The organism is Microbacterium sp. NPDC090225 (assembly GCF_044772365.1).
Classification (GTDB): domain Bacteria; phylum Actinomycetota; class Actinomycetes; order Actinomycetales; family Microbacteriaceae; genus Microbacterium.
In genome coordinates this window covers 2,007,805-2,029,769 of record NZ_JBIVYS010000001.1, presented here as the reverse complement: position 1 = coordinate 2,029,769, position 21,965 = coordinate 2,007,805, and the positions used below count along the sequence as shown (strand labels likewise).

The following is a 21,965-nucleotide window of genomic DNA, read 5'->3' as shown; positions in this document are numbered from 1 at the left end:
GTTCTCCTCCGCTCCGGCGCCCTTCGACAGGCTCAGGGACCCAGCGTCTGGTTGTGGGGAACCCTTCGACAGGCTCAGGGACCCAGCTTCCGACTGGGTCGCTGAGCTTGTCGAAGCGTCCCAACCCCGCGCGAACCCCGTCAGCCGGCGAACGCGACCACGGGCATCCCGTGCACCCCGGGCCGCACGGCGAAGAGTGATCCGGCGTCCGTGCCGTGATCCGGCCCCAGCCCCTGCGCCGAGGTCGTGATGAACAGCGTGCCGAGGTCGTCGCCGCCGAACGTGCACGCGCTCACCTGCGGCACAGGCAGTTCGATCCGGGCGATCTGCGAACCGTCCGCGGCATACCCGTGCACCGCCGACCCGCCCCAGAGCGCGACCCACACCGATCCATCGGCCGCGACGGTGAGGCCATCGGGCGCTCCCCGCTCGTCCGGGATCGTCACGAACCCGCGGCGCCCGCGCAGCTCGCCCTCGACGACGTCGAACACGTCGATCCGCTGCGTGACGGTGTCGACGTAGTACGCACGCGAACCGCCCGGAGCGAAGGCGACACCGTTCGACACCGTCACGCGAGACAGCACATCCGTCGCCGTGAGGTCGGCGCCGATCCGCAGCACGCGCCCCACGGCTCCCGCGTCGCCCGTCGCCATCGAGCCGGCCAGCAGCCGCCCGCGTGGATCGACCGTGCCGTCGTTGAACTGCGCCTCGCCCAGATCGAAGGTCGCCGCGACACGAGCGGGGCCGTCCACCGAGTCCGACAGATGCAGCGATCGCGCCCCGAACGCCACGAATCCGCCCCCCACGCGCGGGCGCACGAATGCCGCGTAGGTGTCGTCGAGGTGCAGGCGATGGATGCCGTCGTCGCGCAGCGTCACGAGATCTGCGGCGTCGCCGTCGACCCAGCGGATGCCGCCCCACGACGTCGACCAGACCGGTGCCTCGGCGTGCACGCAGATCGGGCCGGTGAGGTTCTCGGCCTTCACGGCTGCTCGTCGGTGCGGCGCAGCGGCATCCGCTCGGGTTCGGGGGCGGGCGCGGCGTCGGGCGCGGGGGTCGCACCCGGAGTCGACCCCGGCGCTGCGGGCGCCGCGATCTCGCGCGCGACCTGCTTCTCGAGCACCTGCACGGCGTCGTCCGACAGCAGGATGAGACCGTCGAGCTCTTCGCGCACGCGCTTGTAGGCGACGTTGCGCTCGGCCTGCGTGGCCGACTCGTCGACCGCGACCTTGAGCAGCTGCTGCGCGCGATCGAGGCGCTTGCGCTCGGCCTCGGTGAAGGTCGAGTCGCGCAGGCGCCGGGCATCCTTCTCGGCGATCTCGAACGCGACGGCGTACGCGCCCACCGCGTCGAGGTACTCCGACACCTGCTGCTCGGTGACCTTGGCCTCCGGCGATGCCGGGCGCAGAGCATCGGCGGTGCGCTTCGCGCGCAGGAACGCGGCCGTGAGCGGCTGGCGGCCGTCGCTCATGGCGGGGAAGGCGATGAGCTTCGCGACGTCGAGCTCGTAGTCGAGCCAGCGGGCGGTGATCTCGTCGTGCTCGGCGATCAGCCGCGCGAGCAGGTCGTTCGGAACCGGGGACGCCGTGGTGTCGACGATCGTCGCGCCGCGGTTCTTCGGCGGGTGGGTCAGCGCCCGCGCCTCGATCTGCGCGGTCTTGAGCTGCGCCTTCATGCGCAGCGTCTCGAGACGGCGCTCGTGGCGGTTCTTGGCCGACCGTTCCCACGCCTTTGCCGCGCCTCCGGCCATGCCCATGATCGGGAAGATGAGCCACCAGAAGTCGCCCGCGAAGTCCAGCAACGGTTGCATGATGTGCCCAGCCTACTGGCGCGCGGCGCCACCCGAGAGGCCCGTCTTCGAGAGGATGGAGGCATGGCAGCGCACCGTATCGGGATCGTCGGCATCGAGAACACCCACGCCGACGGGATCGTGCGCGCCCTCAACGTCGACGGAGTCGGCGACGCCCTGGTCACCGCCCTCGTCGCCGGCGACCCCGAGCGCACGGCCGCGCTCGCCGAGCTCGGCGGGATCGAGCGCATCGCGACGGCATCCGCCGAGCTGATCGGCGAGGTCGACGCCCTGATCGTGGCCACTCGCGACGGGGCGACGCATCGCGCCCTCGCCGTGCCCTTCCTCGAGGCGGGCGTGCCGGTGTGGGTCGACAAGCCGCTCGCGCTCTCGGTCGCCGACGCCGACGCGATCCTCGCCGCCGCCGGGTCGACGCCCGTCACGTCGTCGTCGACGCTGCGCTGGTTGCCCGACACGGATGCCGTCGCCGCCGCGCTCCCGTCGATCGGGGAGGTGCAGAGCCTCGCGGTGACCGGGCCGGCCGATCCCGACGGACCCTACGGCGGCCTCTTCTTCTACGGCATCCATCTCGCCGATCTCGCCCAGCGCCTGGTTCCCGGGGTGCCCGAAGAGGTCGAGGTGGAGCACTCCCCGGGGCGCGTGCGCGCCCGATACGCCGTCGGCGGGGTCGGGGTGACGCTCGATTTCGTGCGCCCGGAGGGTGAGGCGTCGGCGCCGTTCCGCGTGACCGCTGTCGGGAGCGGCGGGACGGAGGGCCGTGAGATCGTCGTCGGGTCCGACTACGTGCGTCCCGGTGTCGAGGCCTTCGTGCGCATGCTCGACTCCGGTGAGCTCCCGGTACCGCGGGAGCAGATGACCGCGACGGTCGCCGTGCTGGCCGCGGTCGTGGCCGAGAGGTCGTGAGGCGCCCTCTTCGATGACGTCAGGCGCAGGAAATCGGTTTCCCGGTGGCATTCGAACCTAGAATGTGCGCATGGTGGCGCGGGGAAGGTACGCGAAGGGTGTGGCGAAGCGGGAGGAGATCCTGCAGGTCGCGCTCGACGTGGTGGCGGAGGTCGGCTACCGCAAGGCGTCGAATCGTGAGATCGCCGCGCGGGTCGGTCTGACCCAGCCCGGGCTCATGCACTACTTCGGCTCGCGCGAAGAGCTCTACATGGAGGTTCTGCGGGCCCGCGACGAGCGCGACCTCGGCGAGTTCATGGACCCCGACCCCACGTTCGCCGGGTTCCTGTCGATCATCGAGCACAACGTCTCGGTTCCCGGTCTCGTGCGTCTCTTCGTCGAGTTCTCGGCCGAGGCCACGATGGTCGGCCATCCCGCGCACGAGTACTTCGTCGAGCGGTACGCCTGGGCGCGCGGCGTGCTCACGGGCGTGATCGACCGCGCCCAGAAGTCCGGAGAGCTCGGGTCGACGCTCGACCCGAAGATCGCGGTCGACATCGTGCTCGCCGCCGCCGACGGGCTTCAGGTGCAGTGGCTCCTCGACCCCGAGGTCGACATGGTCGAGCGTCTCTCGCGGCTGTGGGACGGCATCCGCCTGGCCTCCCGCCGCGACTGACGCTGCTCTCGCTCGGGATCAGCCGCGAGTCAGGTCCTGGGCGAGCATCACGATGATGCCGCTCGGGCCGCGCACGTAGGCGAGGCGGTAGACATCCTGGTAGTTCGCGACCCCGCGCAGCGGGTGGCACCCGTGACGAGCGGCGATCGCGAGCGACGCATCGATGTCGTCGACCGAGAAGGCGACGCGGTGCATCCCGATCTCGTTCGGGAGGGTCGGCTCGGTCTCGATCGCATCGGGGTGGATGTACTCGAACAGCTCCAGCTGCCCGTGGCCGTCGGGGGTCTGCAGCACCGCGATGCGCGCGTGATTGCCGTCGAGCCCGACGGCCGTGTCGGCCCACTCGCCGCTGATGGTGTCGCGGCCGACCACCTCCAGGCCGAGGTCGGTGAAGAACGCGATGGTGGCGTCGATGTCGCGCACGGCGATGCCGACGTTCTCGAGTCTGATGGGCATGTCTCGCATGCTCCTCCGGGCGTCGACGGAAGTCAACGCCCGAGCTTCTCGGCGCAGGCGACGCAGTACTCGGCGAACGGACGCACCTCGAGTCGGGCGGCCGGGATCGGGCGACCGCAGTTCAGGCAGACGCCGTAGGTGCCGGCATCCATGCGGGCGATCGCGTCGTCGACCTGGTGGAGTTCGGATGCCGCGGCCTCCGCGAGCCCGGTCAGACGTGACCACTCCGACGACAGCGTGACGCCCTCCGGGTCGTGTTCGTCGTCGTCGTTCGAGCCCTCACGGTCGTGGGTGAGATCGGAGAGGACCGCCGCGGTCGCCCGGACCCGGGCATCCGCCTGCGACCGCATCGCGGTGAGCAGTGCACGCAGTCGGCCGTCGTCCTCCTCCATGCGGCTACCCTACTGGGGGGGGGGGGGGGGGCTCGGGGCGGGACGCTTCGACAGGCTCAGCGACCCAGAACTGGGTCCCTGAGCCTGTCGAAGGGCCCACCGCGGAAGGGCTCAGCCCTGGAGGCGCTTGCGCTCCGCGCGCGTCTTCGGCTCGGGTGTCTCGACCGTCGGGATGCTGTCGGTGTGCACGGCGGGGTGGTCGCGCTCGAGCGCTGCACCCTCCATGTCGACGTTGGGCAGCAGGCGGTCGAGCCAGCGCGGCAGCCACCAGGCCGAGCGTCCGAGCAGGTGCATGAGGGCGGGCATGAGCAGCATCCGCACCACGAACGCGTCGAGCAGCACCCCGAACGCGAGGCCGAAGCCGATCGAGCGGATGATCGTCGATTCCGAGAAGACGAACCCGCCGAACACCGACACCATGATGAGCGCGGCGGCGATCACGACCGAGCGACCGGCGCGGAAGCCCTGCGCCACGGCATCCCGGGCCGATGCCCCGTGCACGTACGCCTCGCGCATGCCCGAGGCGAGGAACAGTTGATAGTCCATCGCGAGCCCGAACAGGATGCCGACGAGGATCACGGGTAGGAAGCTGAGGATCGGTCCGGTGCTGTGCAGCCCGATGATCTCGGCGCCCCAGCCGAACTGGAACACCGACACGATCAGGCCGTACGTCGCGAACAGCGACAGCACGAAGCCGCCGGTGGCGATGACCGGCACGAGCAGCGAACGGAACACGACGATCATGATCAGCAGCGACAGCCCGACCACGACCACGAGGTACAGCGGCAGGACTCCTGCGAGAGCCTCGGAGATGTCGATGTTGACGGCCGCCTGACCGGCGACGCCGAGCGTGATGCCGCCGTCGAGCTGCGGCAGCGAACGGATGCTCTGCACGAGCTGTTCCGTCGAGGAGCTGTTGGGGCCTTCGGTCGGCAGCACCTGGAACGCGAGGAGCGTGTTGTCGTCGGAGGTCGCGACGGGCGCGACGGCGACGACGTCGTCCTGATCGGCGAGCTTCTGCGCGACCTTGACCTGCGTGGCGAGCAGGTCATCGTCGCTGACCGCCTCGTCGAGGGTGGCCGTGACGAGCAGCGGGCCGTTGGCACCCTCACCGAACTGCTCGTTCACGGTGTGGAAGGCGCGGTAGCTGGTGGAGTCGCTGGGCTCGCTGCCGCCGTCGGGCAGACCGAGCCGCATCGACATCGAGGGGATGGCGATGATGAGCAGCCCGACGATGCTGACGAGCACCGTGACGACGGCGCGCAGGGTCGACATCTGCTTCACGGGCTTGCCCGTGGCGTGGGGCTTGCCGATGGTCGCGCGCGCCTTCTTGCCGAGCAGGCGGTCGCCGACGAGGCCGAGGATCGCAGGCGCGAGGGTGATCGCGACGAGCACGGCGACCGCGACGCACACGGCGCCGACGGTGCCCATGAGGCCGAGGAACGGCACGCCCGTGACGTTGAGGGCGAGGAGCGCGACGATCACGGTCGCACCGGCGAAGACGACGGCGGTGCCCGAGGTTCCGGTCGCGAGCCCGATCGATTCGCGCACGGGGGATCCGGCGAGCAACTGCTTGCGGTGGCGGTTGACGATGAAGAGCGAGTAGTCGATGCCGACCGCGAGTCCGAGCATCACGCCCAGCACGGGGGTGACGGATGCCATGTCGACGACGCCCGAGAAGGCCAGCGACGAGGTCACGCCGACGCCCACACCCACGATCGCGGTGATGATGGGGAGTGCCGCGCCGATCAGCGAGCCGAGCATGACGATGAGCACGACCGCCGCGAAGGCGAGTCCGATCGCCTCGCCGATGCCGAAGATCTCGGGAACGCCCTGGGCGATGTCGGTGCCGAAGTCGACCGTGGTGCCTTCGACGTCGGTGTCGTCGAAGTGCGAGATGGTTCCCTGCTTGACCTCTTCGGAGAGTTCGAGGCGCGGCTCGGTGAACGAGACGTTGACGATGGCGGTCGAGCCGTCGTCCGACACGACGCCGATGCCGTTCGCGAGGTCGAGGAGCGTCGAGCCGAGATCGGCCTGCTCGGCGTTGGCCTCGAGCTCGTCGCGGTTCTGGTCGAGCGTCTGCTGCTGGGCGTCGAGCGCGGCGAGCTGCGAAGTGAGCGCTGCCTTCTGGCCCTCGAGCACGGTGATCTGCTGCGCCGGAGCGCCGGCCGCCTGGGCCTGCGCGATGCCGGCGTCGATCTGCGCGATGCCGTCTTCGAGCTGGGTGCGTCCGCTGTCGAGCTGAGCCTGACCGGCATCCAGCTGGGTGCGGCCGTCGGCGATCTGCGCGGCGCCGTCGGTGAGCTCCTGCTCCTGGTCGGCCTGCTGCTGTTGGGCGTCGAAGGGGTCGATGACCCGGGCGACGCCGTCGAGGTCTTCGGCGCTCGCCGCGAGCGCCGAGATCTCCTTCTTCTGCTCGTCGGTGAAGGGCTCGCCGTTCTCGGTCCGGTAGACCACGGTGCCCGTGCCGCCGGCGGTGTCGGGCAGCTTGTCGGCGAGCTCGTCGATGACCTCGCCCGAGGCGGTGCCGGGGATGTCGAAGCTGTTGCTGAGCGTGCCGCCGAGCGTGAGGAAGACGCCGACACCCAGGCCGAGGATCACGACCCACGAGATGACCACCGTCCACGCCTTGCGCGCAGCGAAAGAACCCAGACGGAAAAGCAGTGAAGCCAAGACGATCTCCTTCAGACTCTTTGATCATACGGTGCGTATCGTCTAGGGATCTGTGGCTATCCTGAATGGATGGTGAACGAGCATCGAAGCGGACCCGTGCGCAGCACCGCCGCGCGCGAGGCGATCCTCGACGCCACCGCCCGACTGTTCCACAACCAGGGCTACGACCGGCTCACGATCGAGGGCATCGCGAAAGAAGCCGGGGTCGGCAAGCAGACCATCTACCGGTGGTGGCCGTCGCGCGGAGCGCTGATCGGCGACTGCCTCGTCGAGGGACGCCTCGTCCCGGTCGACTTCGACGTGCCCTACACCGGAGACCTCGCCGCCGACGTCGAGACGTGGCTGCGCAGCGTGCTCGCGATCCTCGACGAACCCCAGGGCGGCGCGCTGCTGCGGTCGCTGGTCGCGGCGGCGACCGAGGATGCCGGCGTCGGCCAGCACCTCGGCGAGAGTCTGGGCGTCGAGGAGCATCTCGGCTCGCGGCTGCGCGCCGGCATCCGCGACGGTCAATTGGCCGAGGACGCCCCCGTCGCACAGATCGGCCGCGCGATCCTCGGCGCCATCATCGTCGAGTCGCTCGGCCGCGAGAAGCGCGACCCCGAGGGCGTCGTGCGTCTCGCGCGGTTCCTCTTCGCGCGCTGACCCTTCGCTCCGCTCGCTCAGGGACCGGTTTCGAGGAACTCGGTTCCTGAGCGAGGAGCGCAGCGACGAGACGAAGGCGCCCCCACGCAGGACGGGAGGGGATCTCGCGCATCGCAGGAGCATCCGCCTGATCAGCTCCTGCCGAACGAGAGATCTCCTCCCTTGCGGGGCGGGACCCTTCGACAGGCTCAGGGACCCACTCTCTCGCTCAGGTCGGCGAGTTCGTGCGCAGGTCGGCGAGCACTGGGTCGCTGAGCCGAGAGTTGGGGCGCTGAGCCTGTCGAAGCGTCGCGGGGCGTGCGTTCGTCTCGCAGATCTGCCTCCTTCTCGCACGGATCAGCGAGAAAGATGCGAGTTCGGTGCAGATTGCCGCGAACAGCGCCGGCGAGAACCGGACGGATGCCTCAGCCGAAGAGCAGCGTGAGCACGGTCGCCCCGCCGCCGCCGAGGATCAGCGCGATGATGACCACCCACGACACGATGCGGATGCGCCGGTTGCGACGCTCGCCGAGGTCGCCGTAGTCCTCGCTGAGCTCGGGCCGGACGCTCTCGCGCCGGGCCGGCTCGTTCGGCTCGCGCCGGCTGAGGTCGCTCATCACGACACCTGTTCGGTGACGGTCGGGCCGAAGTACGACGGCAGCGTGGCGGCCGAGCGCTCGCGCAGTTCGGCGACAGGGATCGTGAAGACGTCCTGCACCTCGAGCTGCGGTTCGCTGTCGGTCACGCCGATGCGCATGACGGGGTAGCCGCGTCCCTCGCAGAGCCCGCGGAACTTCACGTCGTCCTCGCGTGGCACGGTCACGATGACGCGACCGGTCGACTCGGAGAACAGGGCGGATGCCGCATCCACACCGTCGCGGTCGATGATCTCGGTGAGCCACACACGGGCGCCGACGCCGAAGCGCATGACACCCTCGGCGAGGGCCTGGCCGAGGCCACCCTCGGAGACGTCGTGCGCCGACGAGATCAGCCACTCGTCGCGCGCGGCGGCGAGCAGACCCGCGAGGCGCTTCTCGCCCGCGAGGTCGACCTTCGGGGGCAGACCGCCGAGGTGCTGGTGCACGACCTCGGCCCATGCCGAACCCGAGAGCTCGGTCGAGGTGGTGCCGAGCAGGTAGATGTTCTGGCCCTCGTCCTGCCATCCCGAGGGGATGCGGCGCGAGACGTCGTCGATGATGCCGAGCACGCCCACGAGCGGGGTCGGGTGGATCGGCACGTCGCCGGTCTGGTTGTAGAACGAGACGTTGCCGCCGGTGACCGGGGTGCCCAGTTCGAAGCATCCGTCGGCGAGGCCGTCGACCGTCTGGCCGAACTGCCACATGACCTCGGGGTTCTCGGGGGAACCGAAGTTGAGGCAGTCGGTGATCGCCGTCGGAACGGCACCCGTGACGGCGACGTTGCGGTACGCCTCGGCCAGCGCGAGCTGCGCACCCGCGTACGGGTCGAGCTGGCAGTAGCGGCCGTTGGCGTCGGTCGAGATCGAGAAGCCGAGGCCCGACTCCTCGTCGACGCGGATCATGCCGGCGTCGTCGGGGAAGCTCAGCGCCGTGTTGCCGAGCACGTAGTAGTCGTACTGGTTGGTGATCCAGCTCGTGTCGGCCAGGTTCGGCGAGCCGACGAGCGCGAGGAACTGCTCGCGCAGGGTGTCGGCGTCGTTCGCGCGGGGCAGCAGCTCGGCGGCATCCGCCTGCAGTGCGTCGATCCACGTCGGGTAGGCGACCGGGCGGTCGTAGACCGGGCCGTCGACCGCGACCGTCGACGGGTCGACGTCGACGATGCGCTCGCCCTGCCAGTCGATGATGAGGCGGCCGTCGCCGGTCACCTCGCCGAGCACGGAGGTCTCGACCTCCCACTTGTTCACCACGGCGAGGAACGCGTCGAGCTTCTCGGGCGCGACGATCGCCATCATGCGCTCCTGCGACTCCGACATGAGGATCTCTTCGGCGGTCAGCGAGGGGTCGCGCAGCAGCACGTTGTCGAGCGACACCTTCATGCCGCTGTTGCCGTTGGCGGCGAGCTCGCTGGTCGCGCACGAGATACCCGCGGCGCCGAGGTCCTGGATCGCCTCGACCAGCTCGTCGCGGTAGAGCTCGAGGCAGCACTCGATGAGCACCTTCTCGGCGAAGGGATCGCCGACCTGCACCGCGGGGCGCTTGGTCGGGCCGCCGTCGGCGAACGTGTCGGAGGCGAGGATGCTCGCCCCGCCGATGCCGTCGCCACCCGTGCGGGCACCGAACAGCACGACCTTGTTGCCGACGCCGGTCGCATTGGCGAGCTTGAGGTCCTCGTGGCGGAGCACACCCACCGCGAGCGCGTTGACGAGCGGATTGGCCTGGTAGACGGAGTCGAAGACCGTCTCGCCGCCGATGTTCGGCAGGCCCAGGCAGTTGCCGTAGAAGCTGATGCCGCTCGTCACGCCATGCACGACGCGGGCGGTGTCGGGGTGGTCGATCGCACCGAAGCGCAGGGCGTCCATGACCGCGACCGGGCGGGCGCCCATCGAGATGATGTCGCGCACGATGCCGCCGACGCCGGTCGCCGCGCCCTGGAACGGCTCGATGAAGCTCGGGTGGTTGTGGCTCTCGGCCTTGAAGGTGACGGCCCAGCCCTCGCCGACGTCGATGACGCCCGCGTTCTGGCCCATGCCCACCATGAGGCGTTCCTTCATCTCGTCGGAGACCTTCTGGCCGAAGCGGCGCAGGTAGTTCTTGCTGCTCTTGTACGAGCAGTGCTCCGACCACATGACCGAGTACATCGCCAGCTCGCCCGAGGTGGGACGGCGTCCGAGGATTTCGCGGATCTTCGCGTACTCGTCGGGCTTGAGTCCGAGCGCCGCGTAGGGCTGCTCCTTCTCGGGCGTCGCGATCGCGTTCGAGACGGAGTCGGGGACGTGCTTGCGGGCAGGTGCAGGGGCGGTGGTCACGCACACTCCAAGAGGAAGGGGCCGGCGGGGCAGTGCCAGTCTACCGGGGCGCGGTCGGGCCGGAACCCGCGGTCGTCGGCCCCGGGGCCCTCCCGCCCGCCCCCTGCCGGCCCCCTCCCGCCTCCTCCCGGGGGCTGCGGGATCGATATGTCACGTTCCCGGGGCTTTTGGCGTGACATATCGATCCCGCAAGGCCCGGGTGGGAGCGGCGGCGAGGCGGGCCGAGAGAGCGGCGGATGCTTCGGACAGGGCCGCGGGGCCCTCGATCGTGAACGGGGCGTCGAAGCGGACGACGAAGGCGAGGATGCCGGTCCACGACCACGAGCCGACCGTGAGGCGGCAGTGCCCGGCGTCGAGCTCCTCGAGGGTCGCATCTTCGAGGTAGGGCGCGATCTCGCGGGCGGGGAGGTCGATCACGACGGTGCCGATGCAGGGCCAGCGGTCGGCGGCATCCGATCCCTTCGACCGCGCCGCGAGGAAGGTGCGGGCGTCGACCCCGCCGGGCAGCGCGCGCGGGGTGAAGGCCGGACCGGTCGGGATGCGCGGATGCAGGCGGTCGAGGCGGAAGATGCGCCAGTCCTCGCGGTCGAGGTCCCACGCGATCAGGTACCAGCGGCCCTGGCGCGACACGACGTCGTGGGGCTCGACGCGGCGGCGCGCGGCATCCGATTCCGTCGCGCCGTAGTCGAATCGCAGCACGTGCCGGTCGCGCACCGCGGCGCTCACCGCTTCGAGGACCGCCGGGTCGACGCGGTCGGCGGCCGGCGATCCCTGGAAGCGGATGCCGTCGATCCGGTGCCGCAACCGGGACGGCATGACCTGGCGCACCGTGGCGAGGGCGCGCTCGGCCCCCTCGTCGATGTCGATCCCGCTCGCCGGGATGCTCTGCAGGGCGACCGCGACGGCGACGGCCTGTTCGTCGTCGAAGAGGAGGGGAGGGAGCTCGGAGCCGGCGGCGAGCCGGTACCCGCCGTCGGGGCCCTTGATCGCGCCGATCCGGTAGCCGAGCTCGCGGAGTCGATCGACGTCGCGGCGCACCGTGCGCGGGCTCACCTCGAGACGCTCGGCGAGCACGGCGCCGGGCCAATCGCGCTGCGTCTGCAGAAGGGAGAGGAGCGCGAGCATCCGTGACGAGCTTCCGGCCATGTCTCTCATTGTGCTCCGAGTAGAGGACTGAAACTGACCTCTTCTGTCGAGAGAGTGGTCGTACGGGCATCCGCTCGGCTCATCTCTCACAGGAGGAATCATGACCGTCACCACCACGACCCACCTCAACTTCGCCGGCACCGCACGCGCGGCGCTCGACTTCTACGCCGAGGTCTTCGGCGGCACCGTCACGGCGGCGACCTATGGGGACTTCGGCATGCCTGCCGACGCGCCGGGGGCCGACAAGGTCGTCTTCGGGCAGATCGCCGGGGGTGCGATCGCTCTGATGGCCTACGACATCCCCGGGGCGACGGATGCTCCGGCCGGCGTCACCCGTCGGGAGAACGGTGTCACGATCACGGACCGTCCGTTCTTCCAGTCGCTGCGGGCGACGTCGCTCGATGAGCTCACCGGGTACTGGGAGGCGCTCGCCGTGGATGCTGTGATCGTCGAGCCGCTCGCCGCCTCGGCCTGGTCGGCCGGATTCGGCATGCTCACCGATCGGTTCGGGGTGACCTGGGTGCTCGACGTGGCGTGAGGCCGGTCGGCGCTGTACCCAACTCAGGAAGAACTGGTTGAATCGGGCCGGAAGGGCGGGTTCTTGGGCCGTTTCGGCCGACTTTTCCTGAGTTGGGTACGAGGGGCGGGCGAGTCGGCGTGCGTAACTCCGGACATTCGACGCCGAAGGGCCCCTACTCGGTGGATTCGGGGCCCTTCGCGTGTGGTTCTCCGGAGTTATGAACCGCCGGCGCGCGTCACTCGGGCCGCTGCAGGCGCTGTGCCCGCAGCGCGAAGTCGAGATGCTGCTGCGCGATCGAGCGGATGCCGACGAGCAACAGGCCGATGAACAGCGACAGTGCTCCGAACCAGAAGATGACGGTGCCGAGCTGTGTCTGGAAGATCGCCCAGTCGAAGTCGCGATCCGCGTTGATCGTGCCGAGGAAAGCGCCGATCGGCAGGAACAGCGCGGCGACGACGAACATCGTCGGTGCGAGCGCGGGCAGGGCGATCCGGTTCGGACGCACGTGGGGTGCGGGGGAGTTCGTCATGCCGCCGAGTCTAGGAGTGGCCGTCCCCGCGACACCACCGCCGGAGTCAGTCGCGGCGGGTGCGATCGATCAGCCGCCAGGTGGCGGGGAGGAGTCCGGCCATCGCGACGATCTTGATCGCGTCGCCGATAAGGAACGGCACGACGCCGAGACCGATCGCGGTGGGGATGTCGACTCCCGCGAAGGCCGCGAGCCACGGCACACCGCACGCGTAGATCGCGAGCGAGCCGAGGCCGGCGAGGCCGAGTGTCGAGAGCACGGAACGATCGGCTCGGCGGCGTGCCAGAGTGCCGACCAGCAGTGCGGCGACCACGTAGCCGAGGATGTACCCGAACGACGAGAAGGCCCAACCCGCATTGCCGCCGGCGAACAGCGGCACGCCGATCACGCCGAGAGCCAGGTAGAGGAGTGCGCTCGCGCTGCCGCGCAGGGGCCCGAGTGAGGCGCCCGTCAGTAGCACGGCGAACGTCGCGAGCGACAGCGGCACGGGCGTGAACGGCAGCGGGATCGCGATATACCCGGCGACCGTGATGAACGCGGTACCGGCGAGCGTGAGCGCGATATCCCGCACCCGCGCACCGGGAACGAGGTCGGCGAGCACCAGAGCGGGACGCGGGGAGACGGCGGATGCTGACATGGAAACTTCCTCCTGAACACTGTTCACCTGAACACTGTTCGGTACAGTAGCACCATGAACGCGGCATCCGCAGATCAGCCCGCCCCGAGGCGCAGCAAACCCGACGTCGTCGACGCGGCCATCAGCGTGCTCGCCGAGAACGGCATCGCCGGGCTGTCGATGCGCCGGATCGCCGACGAACTCGACGTGCAGGTCAGCGCGCTGTACTGGCATTTCCCGAACAAGCAGGCGCTGCTCGCCGCGGTCAGCGCGCGCATCGTCGCGGGCGCGTCGGATGCGGAACCGGATGCCGCCGCCCTCGCCGACATCGCCACGTCGCTGCGCGATCGTCTGCTCGCACACCGCGATGGCGCCGAGGTCGTGTCGAGCTCGCTCGCGCTCGGGCTGCTCGACCTGCCCGCGCGGCAGCGGCTCGTCGAGGCGGCGCTCGTCGCGGGGCTCACGGATGCCGCGGCCGAGGTCGCCGCCGACACCCTCGTGCACTACGTGATCGGCTTCACGTTCCACGAGCAGCAGCGCGTGCATGCCGCGGTGGTCGGGGCCGCGGATGCCTCGGTCGATCTCTCGCCCGCGAGCCTTGCCTCCCCCGGCGCCAGCCCGGACGAAGACTTCGCCGCCGGCCTCGCGCTCATCGTCTCCGGCATCCGCTCGGCCGCCCGCGCGGCATCCTGAGCTTCCGCGGGGCCGGACGCTTCGACAGGCTCAGCGACCCAGGTCGGCTCAGCGACCCAGCATCAAGACTGGGTCCCTGAGCTTGTCGAAGGGCCCGGCCCGAGACACCTCTCCGCACGCGAAAGCGCCCGTCCCCGGAATCCCGGGGACGGGCGCTCGCATGAATCAACCGATCAGACCTCAGACCTCGAGCCCCGGCGTCGGGCGGCGACGAACATGCCTCCGCCGACGAGCAGCACGAGGGCCAGCAGGCCGAGTGCCGTGGGCAGTTCGCCCCCGGTCTGGCTGAGCTCGCCCGAGGCATCCGGGTCGCCGGGGGTGACGGCTCCGCCACCACCGGTGCCCCCGCCGGTGCCTCCACCGTTGTCGGGGTCTTCGCCTCCGCCGGGAACCTCGGCGGCGGCGACCGCGACGGTCGCCTCCGAGGTGACCGATCCGCTGCGGAAGCCCTCGAGGGTTCCGGTGACCGTGACGCTGATACGGGCGCCCACGGCGGATGCCGGGATCACGAAGCTCGGTCCGGCATCGGCGGCGCGAGCAGCCATCAGCCCGGCGGGCTGGTCGACCGGCTCCTCCTCGTCGTCCGCGGGGACCTCGACCGGAACGCCGTCGATCGCCCACTCGTAGGTGAGGTCCGTGCCCCCGGGCCAGCCCTCGGAGGTCGCGGTCAGCGTCTCGCCGACGACGGCCTCACCCGTGATGGTCGGCAGCTCGGTCGGGGCGACGATCTCGACGACCGAGGTGTCGACCGCACACGTCTCGGCGCAGCTTCCGCCCAGGGTGAGGGGCTTCACGGCCAGCGCGAACGAGCCGCCGACGGATTCTTCGCTGATGGTCGCGTCGATGGTCAGCGACGCGCTCGTGCCGACCGCCGTGCCGACCGGGATCGGCCAGCTGAGCGTGGTGCCGTCGAGCGTGGCGCCCTCGGGCACGACCAGGTCGGCGTTCGCGAGCAGCGCGCTCACGTCGACCGACACGACCGACGAGGCCAGCGGCACGCGACCGGTGTTGAGCGCCGTGACGGTGTACGACACGGTCTCGCCCGGGTAGAGCGCGACCTCGGGGCTGCCGCCGCTGAGCGCGACCGAGTACTTGTCGGGCCAGGCGGGCTTGCCGGGCTCGAGGATCCAGTCGGTCCAGAAGGCGGTGAGGTCGAAGCCCGAGAGCTCCTCGGCCAGCGCCTTGAGGTCGGCGCCCGCGACGCTCTTGCCCGCGTTGTCGATCTGCCACTGCTTGATCAGGGTGAAGAACGCCTCGTCACCCATCGCGACGCGCAGGGCCGCCCAGAAGTGCGAGCTGCGCGTGTAGGTCTGGTAGCCGTAGAGGCTCGCGGAGTTCGTCTGAGCGCCCGGCGCGATGTTCCAGTTGGCGCTGGTCGGCGAAGCGTTGTTCCAGGCGGTGAAGTACGTCTGCTCCGAGAGAGCACCGGTGCCGAACGCCTCCGAGGAGTTGTAGTACGTCGGACCCCACGTCGCCATGCCCTCGCCCATCCAGATGTCGGTCCACGTCGACGGGGCGACGTTGTTGCCGTACCACTGGTGCACGAGCTCGTGGATGAGCGTGTTGCCCGCCACAGAGTTCGCGCTCGGGAAGAACGAGCGGTCCTGCGTCTCGAGCGCGTAGTTGATCGCGCCCGGCACCGTCTTCACGATGACGCCGGTGCTGTTGCCCGGGTAGGGGCCGTAGAGCGTCTCGAGGTTGCGGGTGATGGTCTCGAGCTGGCCGATGCGGGTGCGCACCGTCGCCTTCTGCGTGTCGGTCAGGCCGAAGTCGATGAACGACCACGACGGGATGGTGCGACCGTCCGTCAGCGTGACCGATCCCTCGACGACCTCGTACCGGCCGATGCCGATGACGACCAGCTCCGACGCCATCTGCTTCTGCTGGCGCCAGGTCCACGTGGTGCGCTCGCCGGACTGGCTGACGACCTTCGACTGCAGCTCGCCGTTGCTCGCGACGGCGCCGGGGGCGCTCACGCCCGCGGTGTTGGTGAGGGTCGACGGGGCATCCACCGTGATCGTGTAGGTGGCCTTGTCGCTGGGGGTGTTGTTGTGCGGGAAGCCGGTCATCATGCCGATGGGCTGGCCCAGCAGCATCGCGCCGTCGTTCGTGCCGCTCCAGCCTTCCTGGCTGGCGTCGGCGTCGGTGTGGAACACCGGGACGCCGCTGTAATTCACCGTGACGGTGAACTCGCCGGTGACGGGGGCCGCCGGGGTCACGATGAGCTTGTACTTGATGGCCGCCGCGTCGATGTCGCGGGTCCAGGTGGCGGGCTGGCCGTTCACGAGCACGCTGTCGACGGTCAGGCCCTCGAAGTCGAGCGAGAACGAACGCAGCGGCGCGAGGGCGCGGGCCGTCATGGTGGTGGATGCCGAGTCGAACTGGCCGGTGACGACGTTGTTCGCGACGCCGGTCGGCGACCAGGCGATGTCGATGTCGTAGTCGAGGGCGTCGTATCCGCCGTTGCCGACGTTGGGGAACATGGCGTCGCCCGAGGTGCGGGCTCCGTCGATCGGGTCGTCGGCGGCGGATGCCGGAACGGCGGTGGCGAGGAGGGAGCCGGCGAACAGCGCCGTGACCATGGTGGTCGCGAGCAGCCGCCGACGTCGGGGAGGAGTCAGTCGGGTCATGAGTGCTTTCGGGTAGGCAGGAACGAAAGGCGACCGGTCACGTCGTCGTGGTGCAGGGGGGTGGCTTGTGGCCGGGGTCGCGAATGCGGGTTGATCGCAACCTAGGGAAGTCCTATGTCGGCAATATATCGACATTATGTCGGTCAGATTGCAGGAATTTTTCCTGTCCCGTTACCTGCCGTCGAAGGATCCGGCAAGGGGGTTCTGTTCGGCGCTGTCGTCACGTAGACAGGAGACAGATCGAAGGAGAGATAGGGCATGGCTGCCGGCGACATAGTGACGTTTCACCGCAACGGAATCTGGTTCAACCGCATCGAAGGAGAGGCGGGGGTGATCGGGTCGGGGTATTTCACCGAAGCGGATGCCGTCGTCGCAGGTCGCGGTTCGGCCGCTGCGAGGCAGGTCGACCACCTCATCCACGACGAGGAACCTCCCGCCGACGCCGATGACCCGTACGCGCGGCATCCGCGTGATCGCGTCGGGGTGTCGATGCAGGGGTGAGCGGGCTGCTGAGCCCCACGAAGCATCCGGTCGCGTCCGCGCGCCCGGGCAAGGATCGAGAGCGCACCGCCACCACCCCTGGGCGGTGCGCTCTCGTGTGTGCGGGGTGGGCGCTCGGGCAAGCTCAGGGGCCAAGCTTCTTGCTCACGGCTCAGCCCTGGGTTGCTGAGCGTGTCGAAGCATCCGGGGCGGCACGCGAGCGGAGGACTTCTCGCCTTCCGCAGGAGCAAGTCCGGCATCGGCTCCTGCGCAACATGAGATCTCCTCCCGAGCGGCGTGCGGTTGTGCGGAAAAATCCCGCGGGGCCCTTCGACAGGCTCAGGGACCCAGTTTCTGCGCGCGACTGAGCCCTGGGTTGCTGAGCCTGTCGAAGCATCTCGGGGCGGCGCTGGCTACGGTGGGACCGTGATCTCGGACTACGTGCGGGCGATGCGCGAGCGCGTCGGCCACGACCTGCTGATGCTCCCGGGCGTCACGGCGGTCATCCGCGACGGCGACCGTTTCCTGCTCGCGCGCAGCGGCGGATCGAAGGTATGGAGCGTGATCGGCGGCGGAGTCGAGCCCGGCGAGCAACCCGCGGATGCCGTGGCCCGTGAGGTGCGCGAGGAGCTCGGCTCCGGCATCCGTATCGTCGGCATCGTGGGTGCCTACGGCGGTGAGCCGCTGATGGTCGAGTACCCGAACGGCGATCGCGTGGCGTATGTCACGACGGCCTACGCGTGCGAACTCCTTGACCCGATCGCACCCGACGGCGAGGAGATCGTCGAGGTCGGGTGGTTCACGGCATCCGAGATCGCCGGTCTCGATCGCGAGCCGTGGATCGATCGCGTGCTGGCGGATGCCGCGCGCTGAGGCCGCGTCGGTCACACGGGCTTCTGGATCCCGGCCTCGGCACCGTGCTGCTGCTCGAACGCGTGGCGAGCGGCGTGCGATCGCGCCCATCACCACCGGGTTGCGGGATCAAAAACGCACGCCCCAGACCTCGGGAGCGTGCGTTTGTGAACTCTCAGCGAAGCGGAGACCGGGTTACTGCACCGACCAGCCGCCGTCGGACGCCAGGATCGCGCCGTTGATGTTCACGCCGTCGTCCGAGAGCAGGAAGGTGATCGACGCGGCGAGCTGCTCGGCGGTCGCGACGGTCGGGATCGCCTGCTGGAACGGCGCGAGGCGGGCCGAGCCGTACTCCGACATGTTCGGGGGCATCGGGATGCCGGTGGCCACCCCGCCGGGCGCGACCGAGTTCACGCGGATGCCCTTCGGCCCGTACATGAACGCCGCCGACTTGGTGACGCCGATGATGCCGTGCTTGCTGGCGGTGTAGGCGTTGCCCGAGGCGTTGCCGCGCAGGCCCGCCTCGCTCGAGACGTTGAGGATCGACCCGCGTCCGGCGGCTTCCATCAGAGGCAGCACCGCGCGCATGAGCTTGAAGGGCGCGGTGAGGTTGATCGCGATGACGCGGTCCCACACGGCATCCGGGGTCTCGCCGGCGGGCGAGAAGTCGTCGTTGATGCCGGCGACGTTCGCGAGTCCGTCGATCGTGTCGCCCGCGGCGGCGATGACGGCGTCGATCGCGTCCTGCTTCGTGAGGTCTCCGGCGACGGTGACGATATCGGCATCCGGGTTCCCGGCCTTCAGGGCGTCGAGCTTCTCGGCGGCGATGTCGCTGGCGATCACGCGGCCGCCTTCACGGGCGATGCGCTCGGCGGTCGCGCGCCCGATGCCGGATGCCGCGCCCGTGACGATCACGGTCTTGCCGGCGAACCGGGCACTGGCCTCGACGGCAGGCTCGGCCTCTTCGACCGGCACGACGCCGCCGTTGGCCGCGCGCACGAGGTCGTCGACGACCGATTGCGGCATGGCGCCCTGGCTCATCGCGACGAGCTGCTGCAGGGGCAGGCCCAGCACGGGGGTGAGGAGCGACGGGTCGGCGCCGGTCTGCTCGAAGAGTCCGCGGATGAGCGGGCCGCCGGTCGGGTCGTCGAGCCATTCGCCGATGGTGGAGTGGGCGGTGAGGGCCATGTCGTGCTCCTTGTTCGGGTTCCTGCGAGTTTCGCAACGGTGCGTCTACTTATGGATCAGTGTACGCGCGAGTAGCCTCTGATGGTGCCCCGTCCTCGCAGTGAAAAAGCGCGCCAGTCGGTTCTCGACGCGATGCGCGCCGCGGTGTCGTCGGGCGCCTACGAATCGGTGACGATCGAGGGGCTCGCCGAGGCTGCCGAGGTGTCGAAGCAGACCATCTATCGGTGGTGGCCGTCGAAGGCCGCGATCCTCGGTGAGGCGCTGCTCGAGGGCTCCGTGCCCGGCGCCGATGTGTCGGTGCCGTTCACTTCTGATCTGGCGGCGGATCTCCGCGCGTGGTTCTCGGCCATGAGCCTGTCGCTGGGTGACGCCGAGGGCGTGGCGATCGCGCGGGCGCTGATCGTGGTGACGGCCTCGGATCCGGCTTTGGGGTTGTCGTTGAACGAGCGCCTGGCGGCGCCGATCCGCCAGTGGGTGCGCGAGCGGTTGGCGCTCGCGGTCGCCGACGGCGAAGTGCGATCGGATGCCGACGCCGAGGTCATCGCCGACCAGTTCGTCGCCATGGCCAGCTACGCCGCACTGCTGGGTCGGCCGCTCGGGGATGAGCGGGTCGAGGCGACGGTGCGGGTGCTGCTGCGGGGGATCGCGGCGGTTTGAGTTTCTCGCAGTGGGTGCTTCGACAGGCTCAGCAACCCAGGTGGTGGGCCCCTGAGCCTGTCGAAGGGCCGCCGCGTGAAGCTGGGTCCCTGAGCTTGTCTAAGGGCCCGCCCCGCGCACACCTGCAGGGAGAAGTCACGCGTGCAGGGAGCATCCGCCCGTTTCTCCCTGCAGATGTGATTCGTCCCTGCAGATGAGCGGGCAGGATGAGCGGATGTCGAACACCCCTTGACCCCGCACTTGTATTTTGCAAGTATGTCCGCATGAGCCTCTTCCTCACCTGTCCCGTCGCGGACGTCGAGCGAGCGACTGCCTTCTACACCGCCCTCGGGTGGACCCTCAACGCCGACATGTCGGACCACAACGTGTCGTGCTTCCAGATCGCGCCCGAGCAGTACGTGATGCTCGGCAGCAGCGAGATGTACGCGAGCGTCGGCGGCACCGAAGACCTGATCGGCGGGCCCGACACCCCGTCGAAGGTCACGGTCTCGTTCGACCTCGACAGCCGCGAGGCGGTCGACGAACTCGTCGCGCGCGCCGAAGCCGCTGGTGGTCGGGTCGGCGACACCGACGACTACCCCTTCATGTATCAGCGGCAGTTCGACGACCCCGACGGCTACCACTACTCGCCGTTCTGGATGAAGCCGGCGACCGACCAGACCGCGTGAGCGACCTCTCCGCCGCCCTCGACATCGTCGGTGCGCGCTGGGCGCTGCTCATCGTGGAGCAGCTGCTCGAGGGCCCGCAACGGTACGGCGACCTGCAGCGCGAGCTCGGGGTGCCGACGAACATGCTCGCGACGCGGCTGCGTGAGCTCGAGGCCGCGGGGGTGCTGAGGCGGTTGCCGTTGAAGCACAACACTCGCGCGTACGCGCTGACCGAGCGCGGGGAGGCGCTGCGCGGCGCGATCGATGCCCTGGGCGCGTGGGGTGCCGCGGGGCGGGATGCTTCGACAGGCTCAGCAACCCAGTAATTCCGGCTCCGCAACCCCGTAGTTCAGGCTCAGCAACCCCGTAGTTCGGGCTCAGCAACCCCGTCGTTCGGGCTCAGCAACCCCGTCGAGGGTCACTTCGTCCGTGTGAAGACGACGTTCCCGTCGGCATCCGCGGTGACGGTGCCCGCGTACGCGGCGGTGAGGGGGAAGCCCTCGCCGTCGGATTGCACGGTGAACGGGAGCGTGTACTCGACGACGCCGTCGCCGATGTCGAGCTGCCCGATGTCCGGGAACCAGGAGACGGTGGATGCGGCGACGAGAGGCCCGTCGTACGCGAGCACCTCGGGCGGGCACGACGGACCGGCCAGCGATTCGGCCACGCAGGCTTGGGTGAGACGGTCGATCTCGGCGTCGACGGCCTTGATCGTTCCCGATGGCGGAGAACTCGTGATCGACAGGCTCGCGGCGGTCACGTTCACGTCGGAGGGAAGGCCGAGGATCGGGCCGGGCACCGGGAAGGCGAGGCGGAACTCGTTCGTGCCATCGGGGTCGAGATGCGTGGTGCCGGTGCGGTCGACGTACTCGAAGTCGTACAGGCCCGGGAGCAGCGTGAGCTCCTGCGCATCGTCGCTCTGGGCGAACTCGAGCTCGTCGTTGACGACGATGCGTCCGGGCGAGCCGGGCATGATCACCGAGTACGTGGAGTACTCCCAGCCGATCGTGCGCTCGCCGTCGGTGTTGGTGACCTTGAGCTTCGCGGTCGCCGGGCGGTCGGGGTCGTCGAGCACGAACTCGACGGTGGCGGTGACGGCGTAGCTGTCGTCGCCCGTGGTCTCGACGATCTTCAGGTCTGACGGAGTGAAGCCGGATGCCGTGTAGAACTCCTCGTCGAGCGACTCCTGGGGGAAGTCGATCTCGGTCATCGCCGCGGCCTCGGTCGTCTCGCCCGCTTCGAGGTGGGCGAAGAACTCCTCGATCACGGCGGTGCTCGCCGAGACTTCTCCCGGGGCATCGACGTCGGCGCTGGCGGTGCAGCCGGCGAGGGCGAGGACGGATGCTGCGGCGAAAGCGAGCGCGGCAGCGAGGTGTCGGCGTGGTGAGGGCATGAGGGCTCCGGTCGGTCGGACGCGCAGCTTCCCCCCGCGCGAACCTGTGGCTCCACGGTAGCGGGTGCCCGTGCAGACGAGCGGATGCCGCCGGCACCCAAACGCCTCACCCTATTCACTTTTCGTTCACTCCCGCGCCGCCTGCCGGCATCCGCGATCC

The 21,965-nt window shown here is 69.7% G+C and carries 23 protein-coding genes; 10 read left to right on the top strand and 13 right to left on the bottom strand.

The features are described 5' to 3' along the window. Positions 1-140: 140 nt before the first annotated feature. On the bottom strand, positions 141-986 hold the full coding sequence (locus tag ACIQTT_RS09650; RefSeq protein WP_402788933.1) for an SMP-30/gluconolactonase/LRE family protein: 846 nt from the start codon (positions 984-986) through the stop codon (positions 141-143). Next, positions 983-1,810, bottom strand: coding sequence for a hypothetical protein (locus ACIQTT_RS09645; RefSeq protein ID WP_402788931.1), 828 nt, complete (start codon positions 1,808-1,810; stop codon positions 983-985). The genes ACIQTT_RS09650 and ACIQTT_RS09645 overlap by 4 nt, the downstream gene beginning before the upstream one ends. A 63-nt stretch (positions 1,811-1,873) precedes the next feature. Between ACIQTT_RS09645 and ACIQTT_RS09640 the strand changes: the two genes are divergently transcribed. After that, positions 1,874-2,713, top strand: coding sequence for a Gfo/Idh/MocA family protein (locus ACIQTT_RS09640; RefSeq protein ID WP_402788929.1), 840 nt, complete (start codon positions 1,874-1,876; stop codon positions 2,711-2,713). Between the two features lie 70 nt (positions 2,714-2,783). After that, entirely contained in the window at positions 2,784-3,368 is a 585-nt protein-coding gene (locus tag ACIQTT_RS09635) for a TetR/AcrR family transcriptional regulator (RefSeq protein ID WP_402788927.1), read from the top strand. 18 nt (positions 3,369-3,386) lie between these two features. Here the strand turns inward: ACIQTT_RS09635 and ACIQTT_RS09630 are convergent, their stop codons facing one another. The 3 genes from ACIQTT_RS09630 to ACIQTT_RS09620 all read right to left on the bottom strand — a co-directional run bounded on the left by ACIQTT_RS09630 (position 3,387) and on the right by ACIQTT_RS09620 (position 6,889). Further along, a complete protein-coding gene (locus tag ACIQTT_RS09630; protein ID WP_402788925.1) occupies positions 3,387-3,824 on the bottom strand; it encodes a VOC family protein in 438 nt (145 codons plus the stop codon). Positions 3,825-3,856: 32 nt separating this feature from the next. Then, positions 3,857-4,216 carry a TraR/DksA family transcriptional regulator gene (locus ACIQTT_RS09625; protein WP_402788923.1) on the bottom strand — a complete coding sequence of 120 codons (360 nt, stop codon included), beginning with the start codon at positions 4,214-4,216 and terminating at the stop codon, positions 3,857-3,859. Positions 4,217-4,327: 111 nt separating this feature from the next. Further along, positions 4,328-6,889, bottom strand: a complete 2,562-nt coding sequence (locus ACIQTT_RS09620; RefSeq protein ID WP_402788921.1) for an MMPL family transporter — start codon at positions 6,887-6,889, stop codon at positions 4,328-4,330. Between the two features lie 69 nt (positions 6,890-6,958). On the opposite strand from ACIQTT_RS09620, the gene ACIQTT_RS09615 reads away from it, so the two are divergent. After that, positions 6,959-7,531: a TetR/AcrR family transcriptional regulator gene (locus ACIQTT_RS09615; protein WP_402788919.1), complete on the top strand. Its 573-nt coding sequence runs from the start codon at positions 6,959-6,961 to the stop codon at positions 7,529-7,531. 404 nt (positions 7,532-7,935) lie between these two features. On the opposite strand, the gene ACIQTT_RS09610 is transcribed toward ACIQTT_RS09615, so the two are convergent. From ACIQTT_RS09610 to ACIQTT_RS09600, 3 genes are all read right to left on the bottom strand, one after another. Next, positions 7,936-8,127 carry a hypothetical protein gene (locus tag ACIQTT_RS09610; RefSeq protein ID WP_402788917.1) on the bottom strand — a complete coding sequence of 64 codons (192 nt, stop codon included), beginning with the start codon at positions 8,125-8,127 and terminating at the stop codon, positions 7,936-7,938. Beyond that, positions 8,127-10,454 carry a phosphoribosylformylglycinamidine synthase subunit PurL gene (purL, locus tag ACIQTT_RS09605; RefSeq protein ID WP_402788915.1) on the bottom strand — a complete coding sequence of 776 codons (2,328 nt, stop codon included), beginning with the start codon at positions 10,452-10,454 and terminating at the stop codon, positions 8,127-8,129. The genes ACIQTT_RS09610 and purL overlap by 1 nt, the downstream gene beginning before the upstream one ends. Before the next feature lie 150 nt (positions 10,455-10,604). Next, positions 10,605-11,600, bottom strand: coding sequence for a helix-turn-helix transcriptional regulator (locus tag ACIQTT_RS09600; RefSeq protein WP_402788913.1), 996 nt, complete (start codon positions 11,598-11,600; stop codon positions 10,605-10,607). A 100-nt stretch (positions 11,601-11,700) separates the two neighbouring features. Here ACIQTT_RS09600 and ACIQTT_RS09595 point away from each other — a divergent pair, with 100 nt between their 5' ends. Beyond that, a complete protein-coding gene (locus ACIQTT_RS09595) occupies positions 11,701-12,138 on the top strand; it encodes a VOC family protein (RefSeq protein WP_402788911.1) in 438 nt (145 codons plus the stop codon). Between the two features lie 217 nt (positions 12,139-12,355). On the opposite strand, the gene ACIQTT_RS09590 is transcribed toward ACIQTT_RS09595, so the two are convergent. Continuing rightward, entirely contained in the window at positions 12,356-12,649 is a 294-nt protein-coding gene (locus ACIQTT_RS09590) for a hypothetical protein (protein ID WP_402788909.1), read from the bottom strand. Between the two features lie 46 nt (positions 12,650-12,695). After that, positions 12,696-13,286 carry a biotin transporter BioY gene (locus ACIQTT_RS09585; protein WP_402788907.1) on the bottom strand — a complete coding sequence of 197 codons (591 nt, stop codon included), beginning with the start codon at positions 13,284-13,286 and terminating at the stop codon, positions 12,696-12,698. A 54-nt stretch (positions 13,287-13,340) separates the two neighbouring features. On the opposite strand from ACIQTT_RS09585, the gene ACIQTT_RS09580 reads away from it, so the two are divergent. Next, a complete protein-coding gene (locus ACIQTT_RS09580) occupies positions 13,341-13,958 on the top strand; it encodes a TetR family transcriptional regulator (RefSeq protein WP_402788905.1) in 618 nt (205 codons plus the stop codon). A gap of 173 nt (positions 13,959-14,131) precedes the next feature. On the opposite strand, the gene ACIQTT_RS09575 is transcribed toward ACIQTT_RS09580, so the two are convergent. Beyond that, a complete protein-coding gene (locus tag ACIQTT_RS09575; RefSeq protein ID WP_402788903.1) occupies positions 14,132-16,588 on the bottom strand; it encodes a M1 family metallopeptidase in 2,457 nt (818 codons plus the stop codon). Between the two features lie 258 nt (positions 16,589-16,846). On the opposite strand from ACIQTT_RS09575, the gene ACIQTT_RS09570 reads away from it, so the two are divergent. Then, complete coding sequence (locus tag ACIQTT_RS09570) at positions 16,847-17,089, top strand: hypothetical protein (RefSeq protein WP_402788901.1); 243 nt, start codon at positions 16,847-16,849, stop codon at positions 17,087-17,089. Positions 17,090-17,494: 405 nt separating this feature from the next. Then, entirely contained in the window at positions 17,495-17,941 is a 447-nt protein-coding gene (locus tag ACIQTT_RS09565) for an NUDIX domain-containing protein (protein ID WP_402788899.1), read from the top strand. 174 nt (positions 17,942-18,115) lie between these two features. Here ACIQTT_RS09565 and ACIQTT_RS09560 read toward each other — a convergent pair whose 3' ends face one another. After that, positions 18,116-19,108 carry an SDR family NAD(P)-dependent oxidoreductase gene (locus ACIQTT_RS09560; RefSeq protein WP_402788897.1) on the bottom strand — a complete coding sequence of 331 codons (993 nt, stop codon included), beginning with the start codon at positions 19,106-19,108 and terminating at the stop codon, positions 18,116-18,118. Between the two features lie 84 nt (positions 19,109-19,192). Between ACIQTT_RS09560 and ACIQTT_RS09555 the strand changes: the two genes are divergently transcribed. The 3 genes from ACIQTT_RS09555 to ACIQTT_RS09545 all read left to right on the top strand — a co-directional run bounded on the left by ACIQTT_RS09555 (position 19,193) and on the right by ACIQTT_RS09545 (position 20,738). Continuing rightward, complete coding sequence (locus ACIQTT_RS09555) at positions 19,193-19,765, top strand: TetR/AcrR family transcriptional regulator (RefSeq protein ID WP_402788895.1); 573 nt, start codon at positions 19,193-19,195, stop codon at positions 19,763-19,765. Between the two features lie 263 nt (positions 19,766-20,028). Beyond that, positions 20,029-20,433 (top strand): VOC family protein, encoded by a 405-nt coding sequence (locus ACIQTT_RS09550; protein ID WP_402788893.1) that lies wholly within the window; start codon positions 20,029-20,031, stop codon positions 20,431-20,433. Next, the gene (locus ACIQTT_RS09545; protein ID WP_402788891.1) at positions 20,430-20,738 is read left to right on the top strand and encodes a winged helix-turn-helix transcriptional regulator; all 309 of its coding nucleotides are present in this window, start codon (positions 20,430-20,432) and stop codon (positions 20,736-20,738) included. The genes ACIQTT_RS09550 and ACIQTT_RS09545 overlap by 4 nt, the downstream gene beginning before the upstream one ends. Before the next feature lie 92 nt (positions 20,739-20,830). Here the strand turns inward: ACIQTT_RS09545 and ACIQTT_RS09540 are convergent, their stop codons facing one another. After that, on the bottom strand, positions 20,831-21,805 hold the full coding sequence (locus tag ACIQTT_RS09540) for a hypothetical protein (protein ID WP_402788889.1): 975 nt from the start codon (positions 21,803-21,805) through the stop codon (positions 20,831-20,833). Positions 21,806-21,965: the final 160 nt, after the last annotated feature.